The 22616-nt window shown below is 64.7% G+C and carries 17 protein-coding genes; 7 read left to right on the forward strand and 10 right to left on the reverse strand.

Going from position 1 to position 22616, the window contains the following annotated elements; translation table 11 throughout:
- Window positions 1–69: 69 nt before the first annotated feature.
- Window positions 70–2682, reverse strand: a complete 2613-nt coding sequence (locus LVJ94_00425; GenBank protein ID WXB05729.1) for a hypothetical protein — start codon at window positions 2680–2682, stop codon at window positions 70–72.
- A 185-nt stretch (window positions 2683–2867) separates the two neighbouring features.
- Here LVJ94_00425 and LVJ94_00430 point away from each other — a divergent pair, with 185 nt between their 5' ends.
- On the forward strand, window positions 2868–4124 hold the full coding sequence (locus LVJ94_00430; protein WXB05730.1) for an outer membrane protein assembly factor: 1257 nt from the start codon (window positions 2868–2870) through the stop codon (window positions 4122–4124).
- Between the two features lie 11 nt (window positions 4125–4135).
- On the opposite strand, the gene LVJ94_00435 is transcribed toward LVJ94_00430, so the two are convergent.
- Window positions 4136–6214, reverse strand: coding sequence for a peptidylprolyl isomerase (locus LVJ94_00435; protein WXB05731.1), 2079 nt, complete (start codon window positions 6212–6214; stop codon window positions 4136–4138).
- Window positions 6215–6340: 126 nt separating this feature from the next.
- On the opposite strand from LVJ94_00435, the gene LVJ94_00440 reads away from it, so the two are divergent.
- The gene (locus tag LVJ94_00440; GenBank protein ID WXB05732.1) at window positions 6341–8281 is read left to right on the forward strand and encodes an ATP-binding protein; all 1941 of its coding nucleotides are present in this window, start codon (window positions 6341–6343) and stop codon (window positions 8279–8281) included.
- Here LVJ94_00440 and LVJ94_00445 read toward each other — a convergent pair.
- The 5 genes from LVJ94_00445 to LVJ94_00465 all read right to left on the reverse strand — a co-directional run bounded on the left by LVJ94_00445 (window position 8268) and on the right by LVJ94_00465 (window position 14846).
- Entirely contained in the window at window positions 8268–9500 is a 1233-nt protein-coding gene (locus LVJ94_00445) for an MFS transporter (protein WXB05733.1), read from the reverse strand. The genes LVJ94_00440 and LVJ94_00445 overlap by 14 nt on opposite strands.
- Before the next feature lie 74 nt (window positions 9501–9574).
- Window positions 9575–10411, reverse strand: a complete 837-nt coding sequence (locus LVJ94_00450) for a siderophore-interacting protein (protein WXB05734.1) — start codon at window positions 10409–10411, stop codon at window positions 9575–9577.
- Between the two features lie 106 nt (window positions 10412–10517).
- Entirely contained in the window at window positions 10518–11720 is a 1203-nt protein-coding gene (locus LVJ94_00455) for a lytic transglycosylase domain-containing protein (protein WXB05735.1), read from the reverse strand.
- 314 nt (window positions 11721–12034) lie between these two features.
- Window positions 12035–14443, reverse strand: a complete 2409-nt coding sequence (locus tag LVJ94_00460) for a DUF6351 family protein (protein ID WXB05736.1) — start codon at window positions 14441–14443, stop codon at window positions 12035–12037.
- A gap of 100 nt (window positions 14444–14543) precedes the next feature.
- The gene (locus LVJ94_00465) at window positions 14544–14846 is read right to left on the reverse strand and encodes a helix-turn-helix domain-containing protein (protein ID WXB05737.1); all 303 of its coding nucleotides are present in this window, start codon (window positions 14844–14846) and stop codon (window positions 14544–14546) included.
- Window positions 14847–14949: 103 nt separating this feature from the next.
- On the opposite strand from LVJ94_00465, the gene LVJ94_00470 reads away from it, so the two are divergent.
- Together LVJ94_00470 and LVJ94_00475 are read left to right on the forward strand one after the other, a co-directional pair.
- Window positions 14950–15831, forward strand: a complete 882-nt coding sequence (locus tag LVJ94_00470) for a threonine/serine dehydratase (GenBank protein WXB05738.1) — start codon at window positions 14950–14952, stop codon at window positions 15829–15831.
- A gap of 17 nt (window positions 15832–15848) precedes the next feature.
- Window positions 15849–16313, forward strand: a complete 465-nt coding sequence (locus tag LVJ94_00475; GenBank protein ID WXB05739.1) for a RidA family protein — start codon at window positions 15849–15851, stop codon at window positions 16311–16313.
- A gap of 627 nt (window positions 16314–16940) precedes the next feature.
- Here the strand turns inward: LVJ94_00475 and LVJ94_00480 are convergent.
- Entirely contained in the window at window positions 16941–17435 is a 495-nt protein-coding gene (locus LVJ94_00480) for a MarR family winged helix-turn-helix transcriptional regulator (GenBank protein ID WXB05740.1), read from the reverse strand.
- 106 nt (window positions 17436–17541) lie between these two features.
- Between LVJ94_00480 and LVJ94_00485 the strand changes: the two genes are divergently transcribed.
- Both LVJ94_00485 and LVJ94_00490 read left to right on the forward strand, forming a co-directional pair.
- Window positions 17542–18159, forward strand: a complete 618-nt coding sequence (locus LVJ94_00485; protein WXB05741.1) for a class I SAM-dependent methyltransferase — start codon at window positions 17542–17544, stop codon at window positions 18157–18159.
- Window positions 18160–18192: 33 nt separating this feature from the next.
- Window positions 18193–18837, forward strand: a complete 645-nt coding sequence (locus LVJ94_00490) for a GNAT family N-acetyltransferase (GenBank protein WXB05742.1) — start codon at window positions 18193–18195, stop codon at window positions 18835–18837.
- A gap of 1 nt (window position 18838) precedes the next feature.
- On the opposite strand, the gene LVJ94_00495 is transcribed toward LVJ94_00490, so the two are convergent.
- Together LVJ94_00495 and LVJ94_00500 are read right to left on the reverse strand one after the other, a co-directional pair.
- Window positions 18839–19564, reverse strand: a complete 726-nt coding sequence (locus LVJ94_00495; GenBank protein ID WXB05743.1) for a hypothetical protein — start codon at window positions 19562–19564, stop codon at window positions 18839–18841.
- A gap of 60 nt (window positions 19565–19624) precedes the next feature.
- Window positions 19625–20551, reverse strand: coding sequence for a sigma-70 family RNA polymerase sigma factor (locus LVJ94_00500; protein WXB05744.1), 927 nt, complete (start codon window positions 20549–20551; stop codon window positions 19625–19627).
- 197 nt (window positions 20552–20748) lie between these two features.
- Here LVJ94_00500 and LVJ94_00505 point away from each other — a divergent pair, with 197 nt between their 5' ends.
- Window positions 20749–22503: a glycoside hydrolase family 3 protein gene (locus LVJ94_00505; GenBank protein ID WXB05745.1), complete on the forward strand. Its 1755-nt coding sequence runs from the start codon at window positions 20749–20751 to the stop codon at window positions 22501–22503.
- Window positions 22504–22616: the final 113 nt, after the last annotated feature.

The raw sequence follows: 22616 nt of genomic DNA on the forward strand, positions 1-22616 counted from the left end.
AAAATGCGAGGGAGTGATCTTGTATTCTTTTCATAAGATTACACCCGCGCGCGCAAATGCGCGCGCATGCTAGTCGGCGTCTTCGAGGAGACGGATGACGGATTGTCGTTCCTTCTGAAGCCAGTCATCGAGCTCGAAGAGATGGACGTATGCACCATCGTTGCCGAGGCCGACACCCGCAGAAATGACGCCTTTTTCGACGACGAATGCGCCGTGGCGTTCCTTTTCCCTGGTCACGTAAAATCCATGGATCGCTAGGTCACCACCACGTGCGTCGACGTTGCGGAAGGCGAGGTGGTCGGGGGTGACGGAAAACTGGGACGATCCCTGAAGGTGCGGCATATGGGTGAGGCCGGCGAACAACTTCGGTAAGGAGTCGCGCAGAAGGATGGCCAGCAGGGGGCTCGCATCTCGCGCATTCAAGGAGAATTGGCCCTCGAAGCCCGGTTTCGGCCCCAGACGAACGAGTGCCTCCTGAAAGAGGGCGTCGCCCGACCAGTGTGACGTCTCTGTCGTGGCGTGCGTGACTTCGATGTTGCGCATATGGATGCGTGTCCCCGTCATGTCGACGAGGCGCTCTGGGACATAGCGTTGGAGCTGCGTCACGATGTCGTAGTCACCGGTCAGTCGGGTTTCATGAAAGCGAATGCCCGCGCGCGACAGTTTCACGTGGATTTGTCCCTCCGCCCCACGGCTCTCTGCGTGCGTGGCAGGCGGCAGCATCGTGATGTCGGCGTCGAGCCGCGCGCGCCCCGATTCGATGGCGAGCATATTTCCGGTCGGAAGGACGGCGTTGAACGTGCGCAGGTCGGGGATTTCGGCGCCGTCCACCTGTAGGCGCGTTTCCGCCGCGCCAAGGGATGGCGCGTTCCAATCAAGATTGGCGAGTCGCGCATGAACGGTGACCCGATTGGCGCGAAAGTCCGAATGATTGCGGCGAAGGCCGCCTTCGACGTCGGACACTGCGGCGTGGACGCCATCCACCGTCATCGTGTTTTGCACAAAGCTCCAATTCGAGAGGTCGGCCGTCGCAGCGACATTGCCGCGAACGTGAAACGCCTTGTCATCGAGTCGTGCCTGCGACACCGACGCGCCGGTCACGTCGACCTCGGCGCGGGCCTTCGCCAGCCGGCGCCCGCCCAGCGAGAATGCGGGCACCTTCACCCGGGCGTGCACGCGGCCGTTCATCTCGAGGTCGCGGTAGGACGCTGCCAAGCGCGGCGCATCCAATTCGACCGAGCCATGGGCCACGCCGCGTTCGATTCCCGCGTCCGTCGTCAGGACCGGCGAACCGCGAAGACGCAAGTTGGGCGCGTAGAGATCGATATCCGCCGTACGCACCTTCGCGTGCCATTTGGCCTTCGTATCGGCCAGCCAGCCTTCGGCGTGCACATTCGCTTGGACGCGGCCTCCACGAATTACGAATTGCGATGGCTCCGGAAGATAGGCCGACAGTGCGCGCACGTCCGGCAGCGCGATGTCCGGTGCGACCACCACCACGTGGGTATCGGTCAATGGGTGCGTCAAATCGAGCTCGCCCGAGTCGGCCGTCACCACCAGCTTTTTCGCGTGGGCGAACCCTGGTTTGGCCCGCGACGAAACGTGTTTCCCTCGCGTCACGTCGAGCCGGGGCGCCTCGATGCGCACGTGCAATCGGTCGCGGACTTCACCGGTCAGCGTGAGGTCTCCGCTGAAATGATGATTCTCCTTCGTCACCACCGCGGGCTGCGTGTGTGCGTCGATGCGGCTTCCCTCCTTCACGATACCGCGTTGCACATGCAATGTGAATGCATTGAGCTCGCCCGCGCCATGCAGCGTCACCCCGTCGAGCGAGCCCAAAGGTAGTCGCGAAAGATCCGGACATTGCCCGTGGGCGTCGACATCGGTGTCGATGGCATGGACGACATCGTCCCCGCTCGCCGTGCGCGGGTCGAAGCGTGCGACCCTGACCGTGGCGGTGCTTCCGTCGAGCCCCTCCAAGATGGAAATGGTCCGACCGCGCATCGCCTTGCCCTCGTGAACGGCGACGTGCACCGGTCCGATGTCGACCGAGCGAACCGGAATCAAATGAAAGCGTCCCGTGATGCGCGAGAGCCCTTCGAATCGATGGCTGTCGATCCAGATCTCGCGCACGTCTTCGGCCACCACGTCCTCCAAGTGCGGCTGCCACAGGTGGTAGTGCTCGTCGTGCCAGACATCGGGCGTCTCCACCTTGGGTGGCCGCACCGAATAGGAGAGAAAGCCCGGAATGGGCGGCAAGTCGGCGACCTCCTCGGGCGACCTCGGCGCCGCGTCGAGGCGCTGCCGCAGGCGAAATGAAATGCCTCGACCGTGCGCGTACGAGACGTCGAAGTGCTGCTTCGTCAGGCCCCAGAACGAGATCCCGAACGCGACGCGATCGAGGCGCAATATCCATTCGACATTGCTGTCCTTGCCGCGAATCGAAAGATCGCGCGCGTGAATGTGCCCGGGCCAGAACGACCACCCGCGGCGATAGTGAATGTCGATGCTCTCCGGATCCTGATTGACGACCTTGTCGAACAGCGACGTCGACAGGAATGCGTTCATGGCGATGACATAGAAACCCCACGCCGACGCGGCGAGGATGATCGCGGTTCGGAGAAGACGCCGCCAAAGGGCCGGGCGCGCCTTCTTGTCGTTCGCTGCATCACGTCGTTTCACACCCCGCGGTATGCATTTCCTGGCCCAGCGCACACGCGCGGGGAAAAGGCCCTTGGAATCCGGATCACGGCACGCGTGGGGCCAAAATGCCGGGTTCAACACGATTGCCACACGCGGCGTTTGCTCGGCTCATCATTTCCCGCAGCGTGCGAATTGGCCGGGCGCTTGCGATGGTGCCCGCCTCGATGCGTCTGCGTTACGCCATCGCCATGCTGCTCCTGCTCGTCGCCGCGCTGAGCGTGCGGCGTGCGTCCGCGCAGCAGGAAGAGGAGCCTGGGGCCGTCAAGGAGCCCAAAACGGACTTCAATGCGGCGCCCATCGTCGGCGGAAGCAGCGACATTGGCATCGTCGGCGGTGCGCTCGCCGCCGTGACCCGGCTGGCTCCCCAGCGTGCACCCTACCTATGGCGCCTCGAGGCCAATGTGCTGGCGACCTTCAAAGTCGACCCGCGCGAGTCCACGGTGCAGTTGCCGTATCAAGACTATTACCTGATGTTGACCCTGCCTCATCTCGTCGGCAACACGCTGCGCCTCGAGATTCGTCCGTCGTTCACCCGTGAGATGGTGCAGCGCTATTATGGAATCGGCAACGCCTCGCCGGCCACCACGCCGGGTGGCCCCGAGGATTCGGGCTCCGAGTATTACCAATATGGTCGCATGCACCCCACCTTGCTCGTGCGCGCGAAGTTGCGACTCGGCGGGGCATTCTTCCTTCTGCTTGGGAACTCGTTTACGTACAACCAATTGGACGTATCCTCCGACTCCAAGCTTGCCGCGGACATGGCACGCGGCACGGCCGATGTGCGTCAGATCCTCGGCGACACCCGCGCGCATGCGGTGGACCTGTTCGAGTACGGCGTATTCCTCGATACGCGCGACAACGAGATCCACACCACGCGGGGCATGTTTCATCAAATCAAACTGCGACTCAGCCCCGGTGGAATCGATTCGATGCCCTATCGCTATGCCCAGGTCAACGTCACGGCCCGCGGCTATTTGCCCATCGGTTCGCGCATCGTCGTGGCCGGGAGGCTCGTGGGCGACGTGCAATTCGGCGATGTGCCCTTTTACGAACTGACGCGGTACGAAGACACGTTCGCCATTGGCGGCTCGAACGGGGTGCGCGGTGTGCCGGGCCAGCGTTATTATGGAAAGGTCAAAGCCTTCGGCAATCTCGAGGTCCGCGCGTCGCTTTTCGACTTTCGGCTGTTCAAAAAGCGATTTTCATTCGGGGTGGCCGCCTTTTTCGATGCGGGGCGCGTCTGGACCGAATTGGGCCGATCGCACCCCGATCTCGATGGCACCGGTCCAGGGATCAAATATGGAACCGGCGGTGGTCTGCGTCTTCGACAGGGCAAGACCTTCGTGCTGCGTGCCGACGTCGCGTGGTCGCCCGACGCGACGCCGGTGGGCGGCTACTTCACGATGGGCGAGATGTTCTGACGCACGAGTCGTTAGAGCAGCCCGGGGAGCACCCACGTTCGCACGATGGTATCGCCCACCTCGAGACGATCGGCCGCGTCCATGCCGAAGATCACCTCGGCAAAGACGGTGTAGCGCCCATCGAGGCCGACGTTCCAGCCGTGGTTGATGAAGAACTGCGAGGAGGCCGTGTCCTTGCCTTGCGTGGCCATGCCCACGGTGCCCCGGCGGTGCGGAACGCGCGAGATTTCCTCGCGCACCAGGTCCTCCGAGCCGCCGAAGCCGTCGCCCCGGGGATCGCCTCCCTGGGCGACGAAGTTCGGCACCACGCGGTGGTACGACAGGCCATCGTAGAAGCCCGAGCGCGCCAGCCGCACGAAGTTCGTCGCGCTGAGCGGTGCCTCGCGCAGCATGCGCATCACGATGGGGCCGCGCGTCGTCTCCATGTACACGAACGACGAGACGGCCCGCTCCATTTCCCACGTCGACGGCGTCGGCGTGCGCACGATGCTGGCCTTGCGCACGCGGTCGCTCGCATCCACGCCGGTGATCGCCTTGTACGCGTCGGCCGCCGTTTGCGAGACGAGTTGCTCGTCGTCGAGCAGCCCGCGCTCGAACAGAGGAACGTCGGACGTGTCGCCAATCTTTCCCAGTGCGTAGAGCACGGCCATGCGCCCATTGAGGTTGGCGCCGCCGGGAAATGCACCGTAGAGCGCGCGGAAATCGTTGGCGAAGTCCGTCCAATTCAGCGCCACGACGGCGTCGGCCACCGCGGAAATCGTTTCGAAATCGGGGTTCTTCAGCACCCCGCGCAACCGGTCCTTCATTTCGGGCGTCGAGCGCGATGGATCCAAGGTCGCGATGGCCTCGATGGCCGCGTACGCGAAGCGCTTGTCCGACTCGCCCGCGATGCGAACCAGCTGCGCGACGTCGTCGTCCGTGCCCAACGTGGCCAGCGCCGGAATGGCGGCAAGGCGCACGGGCCACGCATCGGAGAGCCCCGATGCGACGCGGCTGCGCGCGCCCGGCGGATCCAGCGCCACCAAGGTCGTAAGCACCGTGCTGCGCACCCAATCGGAGTGCGAGGCATCGTACAGCGCGGTCAACGCCGGCAGGAGCGCCGCGGCCGCCGGCCCCAAGGTCGCGATGGCCGTCGCCGATGCCACGATGACCTCGGGCGAAGGATCGCGAAGCGCGGCGCCGAGCGCATCCAGCACGGCGGGAGTGGCCCCCGCGCGGGCGATCCAGCGGCAATCATCGCTCCGCACGTGCGCGTCTTCGTCGTGCGCGATGCCTCGCGCCAGCGCATCGAGGGCAGCCTGCGACCCAACGACCGAGAGCACGCGCGCCAGGAACGCGCGGGCGCTCGCCGACGGGGAGCCGGAAAACGCTGACAGCACGTCCGACTCCGGCAGCGGGACCCTCTGCCCCGCGAGCCCGGACAGCGCATACGCCGACGCGGTGGCCCGCGCGAACGGGTGGGTCCCCGCAAAATGGATCAACCGCGCGACGACGGCGTCGTTCGTACCGAAGGCCACGCCGGAGCGCACGAGCACGCCCAGCGCCTCGGCTGCGGCGGCCTGAACGTCGGCCTCCTCGGCGCGGGTCAGCGCGGCGGTCAGCGTCGGCAGCGATGCCGATGTGCCCTTTCGGCCCAGCGCCAAGAGCATCTGCGCCTTCGCCCTGCCGTCGTACTCGTTGGCCAGGTGGTCGACCAGCGCCGCCTCCACCCCCGCGCCACCGAGCAGCCCCAGCGCCGTCCCCGCGGCCGCCCGCACGCGCGCATCGCCTGCGTCGAGCCGTGCCAGCACGGCCGGCGTGTAAGCGGCGTCGCCGATGCGCCCCGCGGCAAGGGCTGCCGCTTCCGCCACCGAGGCCGTTGTACTCTGCAGGTAACTGCGGAGCTCCGGGTTGTCGAGGAGACGGTGGTCCTCGATTTCGCGCACGCGCTGGATCGCGGCCCGTGCATCGCCGAACACCAGAGGGCTTGTCGCGATGCCTTGCGGCGAGGCGGATTGGGACGCGTCGTCCGGTGCACCACAGGCCGCGAGTGCCATGCAGGCGGCAAGACCAGGAAGTGCGGGCACGAACGAGAAACGGGATCGAAGCATGAAGGCAATCTCCTAGTAAGCTCTGCCGGGTATCTGCTTATGGATCGTGAAGATGGCGAAGACAAGGCAGACCTGAGGCGGTCTACTGCTTGACCCCCGAGGTCCACCGACCAAAGTTCCTTCGCGATGACCGTACGTGCGTCGGGGCCAAAGCTCGAGCTCGATGATGGTGTGCCGCGGTCGTTGCTGTCGTTCGACGATGGCCGAGCGACATTTCTGACGAACGGGGCCGGCTTCGGACACGTCGTTCAGTTTTACGACGAGGATGAATTCCTCAACGACACCATGATCCAGTTTTTGGGTGGTGGTCTTTCCGAAGGGGACTCGCTCATCGTCGTGGCGGTTCCGCGCCACCGTGACGCCTTCCAGCGGAGCCTCTCGGCCCGCGGATTCGACGTGAAGAACCTTTGCGACAGCGGGCAGATGACGCTGCTCGATGCGCACGAGGTTCTCTCGCAGTTCATGGTCGGGTCGACGCTCGATCGGGCGCGTTTCGAAAAGATGGCGACCCGCCTCCTCGAAACGACGCTCACCGAACGCAAGGGCGCGAAGCTGCGCATCTTCGGCGAGATGGTCGACCTGTTGTGCCAAGCGGGAAATCCCGATGCGGCCGTGCGGCTCGAAGAGCTGTGGAACGACCTGGCCGGGGTGTATTCGTTCTCGCTGCTCTGTGGCTACTCCATGTCGAGCTTTCAGAAGGTCGCGGATGCCAGAGCCTTCGAGAACGTGTGCAGCCGCCACTCGCACGTGTTTCCGACCGAGGGCTATTCGGGGCTCGACGGTGCCGAGGCACGTTTGCGCGAGATCGGCACGCTGCAGCAACGGGCGCGTGCCCTCGAAAGCGAGATCGAGCGGCGGAAAGAGCTGGAAAAGCGGCTGCGCGAGGCGCTCGAACGCGAGGTGTCGCAGAGCCGCATGAAGGACGAGTTCCTCGCCACGGTCTCGCACGAGCTGCGCACGCCGCTCAATGCCATCTTGGGCTGGGCGTCCATGCTGCGGGTGGATCCGAGCCTCGACATGGACAAGGCCCTCGAGACCATCGAGCGCAATGCGCGCTCGCAAGGTCGCCTCATCGAGGACGTCCTGGACATGTCGCGCATCATCACCGGGAAGCTGAAGATCGAGCGCCACCCGATCGATCTCGCGAACGTGATCCGCTCGGCCTTGGAGGTGGTGGCGCCGACGGCGCAGGCCAAGGACGTCCGCGTCGAGGCACGCATTGCCGTCGACCCGTGTCCGTTTTACGGGGATGCCGATCGACTCCAGCAGATCTTCTGGAATCTGCTTTCCAACGCCTTGAAGTTCACGCCCAAGGGTGGCCGCATCGAGGTGCGCCTCGAGCAGGTGGGGCCGTCGTTCGAGGTGCAGGTCATCGACTCCGGGCGTGGAATCGCGCCGGAGTTTCTCCCGCATATTTTCGAGCGGTTCCGTCAGGCGGACACGTCGACGACCCGGGCCGAGCGCGGCCTCGGTTTGGGCCTCGCCATCGTTCGCTACCTCGTGGAGCTGCACGGCGGCACGATTCGCGCGCACAGTGAGGGCGAGGGCACGGGCACGCGCTTCGTGTTGAACCTGCCGGTGCCCGCGGTGCGTGACGCGGGTGCGACGGCATCGGTGGCCGCTTTCGACGGAGTGCCGCCACGCTCGACCCCCGCGGGCGCAGGCACGAAGAAGGTGCTCGAGGGGCTCCGCGTCGTGGCGTGCGAGGACGACCAGGACGCGCGCGATCTGCTCTTTCACGTGCTGAACGCGGCCGGGGCGATGGTGCGCGTGGCAGGCTCGGCCCGCGAGGCGCTGGAGCACGTGCAAGAGTTCCGCCCCGACGTGGTGGTGAGCGATATCGGACTACCCGAGGTCGACGGATATGCGTTCATGCGCCAACTGCGCGCGATGCCCGACGCCAAGGGCGGGCGCACCCCGGCCATCGCGTTGACGGCGTATGCCCGCGGGCAGGATGCGCGCAAAGCCTTCTTTGCTGGCTATCAATTGCACCTGGCCAAGCCGGTGGAGCCGGGCGAGCTGGTGGTGATGGTGGCCAACCTGGCCGGCCGCCTCACGGACTCGTAGCGGGCCGCTTTCTCGTTCCGAACAACGCGGCGGCGCCGAAGATGACCAGCGCGGCGAGACCCAGCGCTCCGCCGGCGAGAGAAACACTGCTCCAGCCTCCGTGCGTCCAGGCGTACGAGCCAAGCAACGAGCCCGCCGCGCCACCGGCGAAATACGTGGACATGTAGATGGTATTGAGGCGATTTCGCAGATTCGGATCGAGGGCGTAGACGCGCGCCTGATTGGATATTTGATTCGCCTGCACCCCGACGTCGAGCAAAATGACGCCCAGGCCAATGCCCACGAGCGAATGCCCGAGAAGGCCGAAGACGACGAACGAAAGCACGACGACGACCATGGCCGCCGCATTCATGATGCGCGGATCGTGGCGATCGGCGAAGCGCCCCGCCATGGGCGCCGCCAGCGCACCGGCCACGCCGACGATGCTGAAGAGCCCCACCACGTCGCTCCCCAAATGGTGCGGCGGCGCCGCGAGGTGGAAGGAGAGGGTCGTCCAGAAGATGCTGAAGGACCCGAAGGTGAGCGCCCCGATGACCGCGTGCAGGCGCAACACGGGCTGCGTGCGCACGATGGTGGCGAGCGAGGTGTAGACGGTGGCCAGGGGCACCGGCCTTTCCGGCGCTTGCTTCGGAAGCCGCGTGCGCAGGACTACCGCGAGCACGGCCATCATCGCCGCAGCGAGGCCGTACATGGCGCGCCAGCCAAAGTGCCCGCCCACGAAGCCACTGACGGCGCGCGAAAGGAGGATGCCGACGATCAGCCCGCCCATCACCGTGCCCACGGCCCGTCCGCGCTGCGAGGCGGGACCCGCGCCGGCTGCGTAGGGGACGATGAGCTGCGGCGCCATCGACGCGAGCCCGAGCACCAAGCATCCCAGGGTGAGCCAAAAGAGATTTGGCGCCAGCGCCACGCCAATCAGCGCGAAAGACGCCACGGCGGTCATGCCGACGATGAGCCGACTGCGCTCGAAGCGATCCCCCAGCGGCACGAGCAGGAGCATCCCCAGGCCGTAACCGAGTTGCGTGAGGGTCGGAATGCCACCGACCGCACGGGGCGTGACCTGAAACGAGTCGGCCATGCCCGCGAGAAGCGGTTGATTGTAATAGAGATTCGCCGCAATCAGTCCGGCTGAGACCGCAAGGAGCGCAAACAGGTTCGGCTCGTTGCGAGCGGGCTCGGCCGCCTCATCGACGGCCGCCACGGAGACACGGGATGACACCCGATCGAAGATAGGAGGAGATTTCCCAGCGGGAAGTGGGAATCGCGGATCCGGTTGGGCGGGCTTACCTCGCGTTAACCTTTGACCTGGGCCCGCTGCGCTTCGTCGTAGGCGTCGTCCTCGCTCTGACCGCGCTCCCAATAGCCGACCCATTTGACGCGATCGTTGGGGAGCCCGCGCACGTCGGTCAGGTGATGCCGAAGCGAGCGCGCGATCGACATTTCGCATGCGACCCACGCCGCGACCTTGCCCTCCGGCAAAGTGGTGTTGCGCACGGCATCGATGAGGACGTCGCTTTCGCCCGGCGGCACGCCGTGGCGGTATAGCCAAACGACATCGACGTTGGCGCGCGTGTTCAGGGGCTGTTCTTCGCGCACATTGTCGACTTCGAAGAAGGCGTGCGCAACCATGCCCGCGGGCAGCGTTTCCAGAATGGCAAATGCGGCGGGCAATCCCGTTTCATCGGCCATGAGCCAGAGCGCATCGAGTTGGCGATCGACTTGGTAGGAGCCGCGCGGTCCGGCGAAGGTCAGGCTGTCGCCCGGTTTGGCATTTCTCGCCCAATGGGATGCGGGGCCGGCGTCCTCGTGAAGGACGAAATCGATATCGACTTCGCCTTCTGCGGGGCGGTGTTCGCGAATGGTGTACGTGCGCAACGTGGGCCGCTGGCTGCGGGGCAGGGCCATGAACGTCTCGGACGTGAAAGGCTCGGGCAGCTTGACGCCGGGTCTCTGGAAATAGAGCTTGATGTGCTGATCGTTTCCGTACGTCACGAGATCGGAAATCGCCTCACCGCCCAGCGTGATGCGCAACATGTGCGGCGAGATCGTCTGAATGCGCCGAACGAACACCGTGCGAAATCGGACCGAGGGTGGCCGGGGCAATGGCTGCGACGACAGGCTTTGCGTCATGGCCCATGGTCTGCCATGGCCTTGATGAAATTGCAAATCGTTTTCATTTAACTGGAAGAAAGAAAACCGCCAAGAGAAGAAGCCGAGCTCTTGGCGGTTTCTGCGTTTACTCCGACGCGGTCCACTTCCCGTCGTGGAACTCGAAGAAGCCACCGTCGCGCGTGAACCAATCGCCCACGAAGTAGACTTGTCCGTCTTTCGCATCCCGGGGCAGGTCGGAGGTCTTGGCTACGTGCTCGCCGTCGAAGGCCAAGTCGGCGCCGGGTTCATCGGCGGTGAGCGCGCCGGCCTTCACCGAGGCCTCCCATGCGCGGTATCCATTGTAGCCGCCGACGAATCGCTCGAGGTGATTGCCCGTCACCACCATGTGCCAGCGGTTCGCCGTCGACTTGCGCAGCGAGCCCGCGTTGTAGGCGGCCGCGATCTTCGGCGGATCGTGTTTGTGCTGATTCACTTGGTACGACGAGGCCATGTAGCGAACGCCCACCTCGAAGGAGAAGTCCGGGGTGCTGTGCATGCGCGTGCGGCACGTCGTCTTCGACAAGCCGGTGATCGAGGCACACGTCGATGCGGTCACTTGCATAGGCCCGGAGGAAAGCCCGTCGCTCGAGCCCGCGGGGTTGGTGCAATTCGATTCGGTGATGGCCGTCGCCACGATGCTGCCGCGCGAAATCTTGTACTTGTCGCCCCATTTGCGAATCGAGGCGCCATACTTGGCCATGCAATTCTTCGCCGCGGTGGTGGCGCTCCCGGGCGGGCTTCCCACGACGACCTTCTGGCCTTTCACACTCCACTTCACGCCGCCGAAAATGTTGTGCGATCCGACATCCGGATCGAGGAACCCGCGTCCTGCGGCCGCGGCCGCGAGGGCGTCCTCGGAGGTGTCCATGTCGGAGAGCTCCGGCTGCGGGGTCAGCGTTTCGACGATGTCGATGACCTGCGAGGCGCTTACCTGGCCGCCGGGGCCCTCGTACGTTGCGCCGAGCGTGTGCTTGCCCGTCTCCTTGAAGATCGTGGTGAAACGAAACAGATTCCCCAGCCGGCAGTCGTCTTCTGCGTTGGCGGCGTCGCAGACATCCAGCTCTTTCCCATCGAGGGTAAAGCGGACGCGCTGCACATTGGAATCCTTTGCCACCACGGCCAATTGAATCGGCTCATTGATGGGGAGCTGTCGGTCTTCGCTGGCGATGCCGAACGACAGCGGTGCTTGCTCCTCTTCGTCCACCGCGTTGTCGTCGTCCCGCTCGGAGGAACCTGCGCACCCCGCGGCAAGCAGTGGAAGGAGGGCAAGACCAGAAAAGATTCCCAAGGCCGACAATCTTCTGCGGTGTGTCATGTAAGTCCCTTTCGACGAAGAATGCGTACTTGGGACTTCCTTCAGCATGTTGCGCGCCACGCCCCCATTGGACGATGCGTTCTACGGTTGTGGCGCCAATCTACCGAAAAATCAGGTCGATGGAGCTGTCGCGTTGGGACATGGTGCTTTCGCCGTTCACGGTCGGCGAATGTCAACGGATGGTAGAATGCGATCCACTGTACTGAGGATGATAGGTCGCAGTCCCCTGAAATTCGTGATGGATCGCGACTCGCGGTATGTCGCGATCCACCATTCATGAAGTGGAATTAAGGAACTGGTCGCGAACGGCCAACCCAATATTTGAGTTCCGCGGGCTCGTGCAAGGCCTCGCCCCCAATCGATGGCCAGAGAAGGCTCTTGTCGACGGCACCGGCGGCGGGCTTCGAATAGTCGCACACGCCGTCCGGGAAAACCGATTGGAGTTCGGCAAATTGCGCGTCGGTCATGAACGCTTTGTAATCGGCGCGGTCGAGCGGTTTGAGCTGACAGCGAATGACGTCGTCGGTCATGGGCATGCCCGCGACCATGCGCGGCGTGCGGGTGACCGGCAAAAGGAGGGAGCACGTTCCCAGGCCCGAGTCGAAATCCTCCGAGATATCGATCTTCAGGGGTATCGTGATGTCGAGGAGCGGGAGCCCCGGCAAGATCGGCAGCGCGAGCCCCAGCGGCCCAAAGAGCACATTGGGCAATTCCAGCCGCCCGCCCAGGGTCGAGATGACGCAGCGATCTCCGGCGCCGGCCGGCTTGCTCGCCGCAATGGCGGCCACCCGATCGGCGCCATAGGGCAAATCGCGCAGGGCAGGGAACCACTTCTCCATGGTGGGGTATGCGTCGGGCTGGACGGCGATGCCGCGCCAGATGCTATGGCTCGCGTCCTGTCCACTGTACTTGCGCAATCGCGCGCGCACGGTGAAGGGCCGCACGGCCTCGTGGATATTGGCCAGCGGAATCAAATCGAGGTACGGCGCGAGATCCATCACGGGCGTCTCGGCCATCGCCCCATGGCCCACGATGGCTCCGAGGCGATGCGAAATGGCCTCCACCTCGGGGTCCATTTTCATGCGCGTCGGAACGAAATTGCCATCGATGTCGTAGCCGCCGATATTTCGATTGAGGTCCAAAAATTCCGCAGCGCTGATCACGAAATGGTTGAAGGCGTCCAATCCGTATTGCACCCCGATGTTGTCCAGCGGGCGCCGGGCAAAGCCGGTTTTGGGATCGCGCCCGAAGATGTTCACGTTGGCGTCTTGCAAGGTGCAGCGCGCCCCGTGCGGGTTGGTGACCGGATCGTAGCGCAGCTCCTTGGGAACCGAGCCATCGCAGCCCTCTTTCGCATTGAGGACGGGCAAGAACGTCGTCACCCAGCTTTGACAAATGCTATTGAGCTGTGTGCCGGTGAGAAGATTGTGACCTTCCACCAGCGCGCGCTTCAAAGGATCCCAGTACCACCCGCGGCCGTTGTAATAATGAATCAGCAAGCCGCAGTCGCCCACGGTCATGGCCGTCGAGAGAATGTCCGCGAACGTTGCGCCGGGGAGTGCCGCGCTGAGGAGCCCCGGGGCGTTGTTGATGGCATTGAACTGCTGCAGCGCGCCGCCCGAGACCCCGCTGCCGACCATGGCATCGATCAGGCCGTAGCTTTCGGAGACGTGCTCTTTGACCATCATGGCCGTCTCGATGCTGATCAGCGGGTTGCAATGCACGCCGAAGCTGCTCAACGTGGAGTGCACGACCACGTCGCCCTTGGCCAGTCGTTGCCCCACGCCGAGTAGGTCACCCAATCCGCCGAGCACCTCGCCCGTGCCGCTGGTGCCCTGGTGGTACCCCGTGCCGCACGAAGCACCGTATGCATAATACACGCGATGGTTCCAGGTGGCTGCGTCGAAGGCCGCACCCGGCCCGCGCGCGTGGGGATCGTCCAGCACGGCGATGCGGGTGATGCCTCGATTGATGGTGGCCGACTCCAGCCGGACCACGAACGGCACGACCTTGCCTGCCGACGTGACGGTTTTCATCACGTCCGCCGGGTAGGCTGCATAAGGATTGGCTAGCTTGATGTATTGTTGTGTGAGCGCCGTGCGGTAATACCATTCGTAACGGGTTTCTACGGAACAGTTGGAGTCCAGCGGGGCGCCCAATCCCGCGGCCTCGGTTTGGCACACGAAGGGGGTCTGGTGCGGCCCCGAGATGACCGGGCCCGTGACGGGGTGGTTCTTCACGGTCAGCGCAGCGCGTCGTACGCCGCTGGGCCCATCGGCCGTGGCCACCAATGAATTGTCGCCCAGCGTCAAGCCGGTCACGAGGCCGCGCGCCTCGCCGTTGTGAAGGGCTGGGAAGGCGGCCGTGACATCGGTTCCGTTTCGCGTGACAGTTACCGCATCGCCCTCGCCAAGCCCGCGCAATTCCACGAGAACGTCTCCGCCGGTCACCGCCTCGGGGAGGGTGGACAATGGGACGAGCTCGAATTCTCCCGCACCAAGCGGCGGTGTTTTCCGCGTGTGATAATCCGCCTGGACCCGGTATTCGGTGATCGCAGGTTCCTTGGACTTGGCTCCGTTGGGAGGATCCGTGTGGACGCCATCGCTCGAGGACGATGACGGTTCTGCCGAACATTGGGTTAGCGAGGCGCTCAAAAGCGCGAGCAGGCAGAAATCGACTCGGAAACGAATCATCATTTCACCCCTGGCAACCCAGATGGCCGCCGTGCTCGGCCATTTTCTTAAAAGATTACCGGTACGGTATTTTTGGTGCCATGGATGAAATGTCCGCTCGAGCTCAGACGCTCCGCTTGATCGCGTCCTTGATCTTCCGAATCTGCGCCTCGTCCCGTTTGTAAAATGTCCATTGCTTGATGCGCTTCGCGCGCACGAGCCCCGCGCGCGAGAGCACCTTGAGGTGCTCGCTCACCGTGGCGGGGGTGACGCCGAGCTTCTCGGCGATGAAGATGCCGCAGACCCCATCCTTGACGAGATCGCCATCGACCTGCGGAGGAAAGTGGGTCTCCGGATCTTTGAGCCATTCGAGGATTTGAAGCCTGCGTTCGTTGGCCAGGGCTCGGATTGCGACGACGATGGACACGTTGACAATTTGCCAAATGCCAAATTAGTGTCAAGTCCATCGCATGCTCGACGAACTTCAGGGGGGACGTATCTCACAGGTTGAAACACTCATCCGGCCTCATGTGCGCAAGACGCCGATCGTGCGCGTCAACGGGGCCGATTTCGGGTTGCCGGCGTTTCCGCTGACCCTCAAGTTGGAGCTGCTGCAGCACGCCGGTTCGTTCAAGACGCGCGGGGCGTTCACGAATTTGCTCACGCGCAAGGTGCCCGCCGTCGGGGTGGCCGCCGCGTCGGGCGGAAACCACGGCGCTGCGGTGGCTTATGCGGCGCACAAGCTGGGCATCCCCGCGAAGATTTTCGTTCCCAGCATTTCCTCGCCCGCGAAAGTGCAGCGCATTCGCGACTACGGGGCGGATCTCGTGGTGGGTGGCGACCGCTACGCCGATGCGTTGGCGGCGTGCGAAGGGTACATTGCGCAATCGGGCGCCTTGTCCGTGCACGCGTTCGACCAGGCGGAGACGCTGCTCGGCCAGGCGACCTTGGGGCTCGAGCTCCAGGAGCAGGCGCCGGAGGTGACCACGGTGCTCTCCGGTGTCGGGGGCGGCGGCCTTTTGGGCGGCATTCTGGCGTGGTACGCCGGTCGCGTGAAGGTCGTCGGCGTCGAGCCGGACGGCGCACCGACCTTGGCGAAAGCGCTCGAGGCGGGAAAGCCCGTGGACGCGGAAATGGGCAGCATTGCGGCCGATTCGCTGGCACCGAAGCGCGTGGGCGAGTTGATGTTTCCCCTCGCGCGCCAATACGGCAGCGGCGTCCGGCTGGTGTCGGACGAGGAGATCCGGCTGGCGCAGCGCGCGCTCTGGAAGGTGCTTCGCATCGTGGCGGAGCCGGGGGGCGCGGCCGCGTTCGGGGCGATTCTCTCGGGCCGCTATCAGCCCGAGCCGGGAGAGCAGGTGGCCGTCGTCGTCAGCGGCGGCAACACGACGGCAGTGGACTTCGATCGATGACCCAAGGAGACCTAGCAATGGCTGGCAAAATCGAAACGCGACTGAGCGAGCTTCGCATCGAACTTCCGGCGGCGACGGCGCCGGTGGCGAACTTCGTTCCCTGCGTCCAAACAGGGAATCTGCTTTACGTATCGGGTCAAGTGACCGCGTTCAACGGGGAAATTCGCCACGTGGGCAAGGTGGGCGAGAACATCTCGCTCGAGGAGGCCGTGCAGGCGGCGCGCGTGTGCGCGCTCAATGTTCTTTCCCAGGCTCGCGCCTTTCTGGGCGATCTGGATCGCGTCGTCCGCATCGTCCAGGTGCAGGGCTTCGTGAATGCGGTGCCGGATTACCGGGATCACCCGAAGGTGGTCAATGGCGCCTCGGACCTGTTCGTCGAGGTGTTCGGCGACGCCGGCAAGCACGCGCGGTTCGCCGTGGGCGTGGGCTCGTTGCCGCTCGGTGTCTCCGTGGAGGTGGCTGCCGTTCTCGAGGTGAAGTAGAGGGGGGCCTGGGGGCCGCGTGCGGAGTGGACGAGCCTTCGCCGCGAGAGGGCCGCGCGCGCCACGGCGGCGCGGGGGGGGACGGGGGACAAACGGGTGCGTGATCGCGCTTCCGCGCAATCGCACACGTGCTTCTTCTGGCCTTCGCTCTGCCAGATAAAAATGAGGGTGAAGAAAGTCCGGTGGATGCGAGCAGTTCTTGCTGCTTCCCCAACGAGGTTATGGCCACCGGTCCACGCCCGCAGCGTTTCCCGTCACCACCCACGTGTTGTTCCCGATAGCTGGACGCCGTTGGGCGTTGGTTCCCTGCCTTCTCGGGCACGCGGAGGGCTGTTGCCTCCCGCTCGTACCTTGCGGCAACCCATCATCCTGATCTGCGACCTTGCGGGCGCGGTGTCCGGAGCACCGCGCACGCAAGGTCTGCCCTGGCGCGTTGCCAGTGCGGTGCCAATCCGCACCCATCCGAAAATGCGCGAATCCGCGCACCGCCCCTGGCCGGGACGAATGCCCCCCTGTCCCGGACAGTCCCGGACACCCCGGGGTCGGCGTTCGCGCCCACCCACGCGCCGGCCGCTTCCCGCCGGCCTACCGAGCGACGAGCGACGAGCGACGAGCGAGGCGTCGCGGTCACTTGGCGCCGCGCATCGTTTCTCGCCAGCTCGAGGTGAACTTCAGCAGAAGACGCCCGAATTGCTCGCGCTCGCGGTCGGACCAATCGGCCATCGCGCGCGCGAATTGCGCCTGGCGGAAACGACGCATCGTGTCCTCGAAGTCGTGTCCCGATTCGGTGAGTCGTAGCGTGATGCGCCGGCCATCGGATTGGGACGCCACCCGTTCCACGTAGCCCGCCTCGATGGCGGTCGCGACCATGCGGCTCGCCCGCGAAGGGTCCACGCCGAGCCGCTCGGCCACGAGCCCCACCGTGATCTCGCCGTCGGGGTCGTCCGCACCCTCGTGGACCACGTCGATCACGGCCATCGTGCCGAGGTCGACGTCGAGCCCCAGCTCGCGCACCGCGAGCTTTCCCAAGGTGCGATTGGCCATGCTGCGGCGAAGCCGGACCATGCCGCGCTCGACATCGGCCAGCGCGGGATCGCTCTTCTTGGAAACAGGACGGCTCATGGGCGCCGCCAAGGTACCAGGGTGCGCCCCTTGAAATTGAGTGACTTAGGCATATATTTGTCAAAGTCACTCAATTGCCAAACGCACCATTTACCTGGAGACTCCCATGACCGCTGCTGCTTTCGAAGCGATTTACCGCAACGACCAACGTGCACCCTGGGATCAGGACGGTCCCACCGCCTTCGTCGTCGAGCTGGAACGCGAGGGCTACATCCGCGGCGCCGTGCTCGACGTGGGCTGCGGCACCGGAGAAAACGCGCTCTACCTGGCCAGCCGCGGCCACGAGGTGGTCGGCCTCGACGGGGCACCCACGGCCATCGAGCGAGCGCGTGAGAAGGCCCGCGCCCGCGGCATCGACGTCCCCTTCCAGCTCGCCGACGCACGCGATCTCACCGGCTACAGCGACCGCTTCGACACGGTCATCGACATCGGGCTCTTTCACGTCTTCGACCAGGAGGAAGATCGCCTTCGCTACGCCGCCTCGCTGCAGCGCGCCTGCCGCCCGGGCGCCCTGTTGCACCTGCTTTGCTTCAACGCCCACAACGACTTCGACGTGACCATCCCGCGCCCGCGGGGTTGCGGCACGCACCCCGTGGACGAGGTCGAGCTGCGCCGCGCCTTTGGCGATGGCTGGGCGTGGGAGTCCTTCACGGAGGTGACCGGGAGGTCGCCTGGACGCGAAGACCGCCGCTTCTGGTTGCTGCGCGTGCGAAAATCGGCCTAATTTACGCCAAGATCGCCTAGAGTTCGCCGGCGCATGCCCCGGCATACCGATGAAGAACCCAAGCTCGATGGCGAAAGTCGCGCGACCGGCGATGGCCTGGTCGTCAAAGTGCGACGCATCCACCGCCGCGACTTGAACCGCGTTTGGGAGTTCCTCAAGCTCTGCTTTCGCGATGTGAACCGCGAGACCGTGGAGTACCAGCGGCCGCGCTCGAAGAAGCGCTTCCTCGAGGTGTACGAGGAAGAAGGCGTGGAGCAGCTGCTCTTCGAGGTCACCACGGAGGATGGCGACGTGGTGGTGGGCTACTCCGAGTGCACGTTCGAGATCCTCGGCGAGGACAACTGGATGAACGAGCGCTACTTCTCGAACCGCGACATGCGCCCGCTGTTCATCGAGGAGCTCGCCGTGCACCCGAATTACCAGGGCCAGGGCATCGGCGCGTTCCTCATGGAACAACTCGAGCACCTGGCCAAGATCCGCGGCTGCACGCACCTGGTGCTCGAGGTGGCGGAGAACAACGAGTCGGCCCTTCATTTTTATCGCGCCCGCAGCTTCTACAAAATGGATGCGGCCATTTTCATGGCCAAGCGCATCGTGGTGGGCTCGGAGCTCTTGCCGCCGCGCAAGTTGAAAAAGGGGCGCGCCCCGCGCAAGGCCTCTGCAAAGGGCAGCAGCTGATTCAGGCGCCCTCGAGCCACGCGAGCGCCTCGCGCATCGCGCGCATCGGGGCCTCGTCGCGTGCGGGGACGTACGTGTGGCCGACGGGGCCGAGGTCCACGAAGCGCGCGGGGTAGCCCTCTTGGACGAGGGCTTCCGCGGCGCGTTCCAGCGGCCGCCGCGTCCCGTCGAATCTGCCCGAGGCAAAGACGGCGCGGCGTACGCCGGCGGCGCGAAGGGCTTCGGCCGTGGGCTGCACGTCGGCGCCGATGAACATGACGCTGCGGTAGCGCGAAGGCCTTTGGGCAATGAGGTTTCGCGCGAGGTAGGCGCCTTGCGAAAATCCGATCAGCACGCGCTCGCGCGTCCCGTCGACGGCGTCGCCATAGGTGGCCACGAGCTGTCTCTCGGCCTCGTCGACGACCGCGCCACGCTCCGCGGTGGAGCCGCTCCAAATGGCGCCTCCGCCGGGACAAAGCGTTTTGGCGCTGGGGCACAGCAACCACGACGACGGCGCGACGCCCTCACGAAAATAGCTGCACCCGTTCGCCGGGTCACCGCACATGCCATGGAGATAAATGGTCATCGGGCGCGCGCCGGGATCATCGATTTTCGATTCGGGCGAATATGCATAAATGGGAAATCGGCCCTCGCGCAGTGCGAGCCGACTTTCGCTGCCGCGTGCCCCCGTATCCAATGTGCAAAGGGCGGCCATCACCGCAACGCAAATAGCGATCGGTCGAACCATGTTGTCACTCCTCTGCCAACTACATCGCGGAGGAATGCGGTTTCGTGACCGCGCTAATCGTTATTGTGAACCTGTCCCAATCCCACTCGGTGTGGTCGTCCCCGTCCCCTTGGGCCTCCCGCGACGGGGCGGAGGGGTGCTCGATGGCACGGGCGCAAACCAATCCGACCCATGCGCGGAGTCTTGCGTCTCGGGCAGCTGAATCCGTGAATCGCGCTTGGGACGAAGGGCCTCGGCCGCCGCCGCGCGGGCGCTCTTCACATCGGCATCGTCGTTGAGCTCGGGCACCACGAACGCGGCGCGATCGAGCTTCTCGATGCACTCCTTCCACTTGCCCTCGTCGCAAAGCACGAGCGCTTCGTTGCGCTCCTTGATGGCGAGCTCGCGCGGCGTTGGCGCAATCTGCGGTATCGGCGCCGTATCCCTCGCAATGGGGGCATCCGGCTTTTGGGGCCGGTCGCGCAAAATCCAAATAGCGACCACGATTCCAACCACGCCCAATGCAGCCAATGCCGCCAACTGCGCCGCCCAGCGATCGCGAAAGTGCCGCCGCAGCCGGCTCACCCGCTGACGAACACGCGCCGGCGGAATTTTCTCGCCATCGGCAATGGCCTCCAGCTTTTCACCTTCGCCCTCGCGCAAGAACCACTGAAACGTCTGCTGCGCGTCCTGCCCGCTGGGAAGCTCGCGCACCGCCCATCGCAGCAAATCATTCACCTCCTCCATCGACGACGCAGCTTCGAGCGCCTCCGGCTCGTCGAGCACCTCGCGCCGCGCGCGCCGGTGGTAATCTGCGATTTTGTTCCGTGTGATCCCGTAGATCCATTTGCGCAGCGCCTCGGGATCTTCCGGCCGGTGCGCGGCCGCCATCGCTTCCGCCAACGTCGCTTGAACGACATCCTCGGCGTCTTTTTCAGGAACACGACGGCGTACGAGCGCTACCAGAGCTTCGCGGAATGTCGAAGAGGACCAATCATCGACGGACATGGCGGCGGGGGACACATCGGATCGTCGTTGCGTAGAAGGAAAGTGTGACAGAGAGCCGGCGCCCGACTCGTTTTTTTTATAAGATGCCCTCGCTCGAGGCGCCCCGGCCCGTTTCGGGCGGAAATAATAGGAGGCTTACCATGCGTTGGAATTCGCTCGTTCGACGGTCTTTGCCTGTATGGCTTGCCGTATTCACCATGGGCTGTTCATCCGAAGCGGACACGCCGAACGATCCTGCACCGAAGACCTTCGAGCAGGAGATGGAGGCGTGGGTCTCCACGACGGCGGGCGGCATGACGCTCGAAGACAAAGTGAGCCAACTCTTCGTCACGTACATTTACGGCCAGGCGGCCGATGTGGCGCATCCGAAGAATGTGGAAGCTTTCAAAGAGGATACACCCGCCAAGGTGGTGAAGCGATACCGCCCTGGTGGAATTATCTATTTCAATAATGACACGCGGGACAACATCGATAATCCGCGTCAGATTGCCGCCTTCTCCAACGGCTTGCAACGCGCTGCCCTCGAGACGGGGATGCACATTCCGCTGTTCATCGCGACCGATCAGGAGATGGGCATCGTCACGCGCATCGGCGCGCCGGCCACGCAGTTCCCCGGGAACATGGCGGTGTGCGCCGGCCGCAATGCCGACGACGCCAAACAGGCCGCAGCCATCACCGGACAAGAGCTCCGCGCGCTGGGCATCAACGTCGACTTTGCGCCCGACGCCGACGTGAATTCGAATCCGCTCAACCCGGTCATCGGCGTGCGCTCCTTCTCGAGCGATCCCGCGCTGGCCTCGGAGTTCGTGGCGGCGCAAGTTCATGGCTACCAAGATTCGGGTGATCGCACGAAGACGGTGTCGTCGACGGCGAAGCACTTCCCCGGCCACGGCGATGCCGCGACGGACAGCCACACCGGCCTGCCGGTGATTCAGCGCACCAAAGAGGAGTGGCAGCAGATCGACGCGCCTCCGTTCCGCGCTGCGGCCGAGGCGGGAATCGACATGATCATGACGGCGCATATCCAGCTTCCGAAGATCGATCCTTCGGGTGAGCCGTCCACCTTGTCGCGCACCGTGTTGACCGACATGCTGCGCAACGAAGTCGGGTACAAAGGTTTGGTCATCACCGATTCGCTGGAGATGGACGGCGTGCGCATCATGCACCCGGACGCGGATCTACCGGTGCTTGCCCTGCAGGCGGGCGCGGATCAATTGCTGATGGCGCACGATCTCGGCCTTGCTGTGCAAAGCGTAATGAACGCCATTGCCGACGGCCGCCTCACCGAAGCGCGCATCAACGAGAGCCTAGTGCGCATTCTGCGTACGAAGTTCAAGCGCGGCATTCTGTTCAAGCCGTTCGTGAACGAGGACGAGGCGGAGCGTTCGCTCGGCACCCCGGACCATCTCGCCACCGCGTCGCGCATCACCGATCGCACGGTGACCGTGCTGCGCAACGAAGGCAACGTGCTGCCGTTGCCGTCGGCGCCGGCCAAGGTTCTCGTCACCGGCGTGGGGGCCATTCCGACGACCGCGTTGACCGACGCCTTCAAGGCGCATGGCTCCGCGGCCACCACGCAGCTGATCAAGGCGGCACCCAGCGATGCCGACATTGCGGCCGTCGTTGCCGCTGCCAACCAGTCCGATCTCGTGGTGGTGCTCACCAATGCGATGACCGCGACGGCGAATGCGAACCAGAAGAAGCTCGTGGACCAACTCGTGGCGACGCAGAAGCCTGTCGTTGCCGTGGCCACGCGCAATCCCTACGACGCCACCTACGCACAAGCCCCCGCATGGCTGGCGACGTATTCGCCCAGTGCGGGCTCGATGCAGTCAGTTGCGAAGGTGCTCTTCGGCGAGGTGCCGCCCGCTGGCAAACTTCCAGTGCCCCTCCCCGCGGCGAACGACCCCGCGACCATCGTGTACCCGCTTGGTCACGGCTTGACCTGGTGAGGTTACGGATCGCCGCATCGCGTTCGGCATGAATGCGATGCGGCGGTGCATGTGGTAGGGGCGGCGCAGGAAAGATCCGTATTGCGCTCGTGGCGCGATCGCTCCACACTGGG

The sequence above is a fragment of the Sorangiineae bacterium MSr11367 genome (assembly GCA_037157805.1).
GTDB classification, from domain to species: domain Bacteria; phylum Myxococcota_A; class Polyangia; order Polyangiales; family Polyangiaceae; genus Pendulispora; species Pendulispora rubella.

What these genes read in the sequence shown, in the direction of transcription:
- LVJ94_00460 (WXB05736.1), bottom strand. Translation starts at nt 14,443, where the DNA reads ATGATGATTCGTTTCCGAGTCGATTTCTGCCTGCTCGCGCTTTTGAGC.
- LVJ94_00490 (WXB05742.1), top strand. Translation starts at nt 18,193, where the DNA reads ATGCCCCGGCATACCGATGAAGAACCCAAGCTCGATGGCGAAAGTCGC.
- LVJ94_00450 (WXB05734.1), bottom strand. Translation starts at nt 10,411, where the DNA reads ATGACGCAAAGCCTGTCGTCGCAGCCATTGCCCCGGCCACCCTCGGTC.
- LVJ94_00495 (WXB05743.1), bottom strand. Translation starts at nt 19,564, where the DNA reads ATGGTTCGACCGATCGCTATTTGCGTTGCGGTGATGGCCGCCCTTTGC.
- LVJ94_00430 (WXB05730.1), top strand. Translation starts at nt 2,868, where the DNA reads ATGCGTCTGCGTTACGCCATCGCCATGCTGCTCCTGCTCGTCGCCGCG.
- LVJ94_00500 (WXB05744.1), bottom strand. Translation starts at nt 20,551, where the DNA reads ATGTCCGTCGATGATTGGTCCTCTTCGACATTCCGCGAAGCTCTGGTA.
- LVJ94_00440 (WXB05732.1), top strand. Translation starts at nt 6,341, where the DNA reads ATGACCGTACGTGCGTCGGGGCCAAAGCTCGAGCTCGATGATGGTGTG.
- LVJ94_00475 (WXB05739.1), top strand. Translation starts at nt 15,849, where the DNA reads ATGGCTGGCAAAATCGAAACGCGACTGAGCGAGCTTCGCATCGAACTT.
- LVJ94_00435 (WXB05731.1), bottom strand. Translation starts at nt 6,214, where the DNA reads ATGCTTCGATCCCGTTTCTCGTTCGTGCCCGCACTTCCTGGTCTTGCC.
- LVJ94_00505 (WXB05745.1), top strand. Translation starts at nt 20,749, where the DNA reads ATGGGCTGTTCATCCGAAGCGGACACGCCGAACGATCCTGCACCGAAG.
- LVJ94_00480 (WXB05740.1), bottom strand. Translation starts at nt 17,435, where the DNA reads ATGAGCCGTCCTGTTTCCAAGAAGAGCGATCCCGCGCTGGCCGATGTC.
- LVJ94_00485 (WXB05741.1), top strand. Translation starts at nt 17,542, where the DNA reads ATGACCGCTGCTGCTTTCGAAGCGATTTACCGCAACGACCAACGTGCA.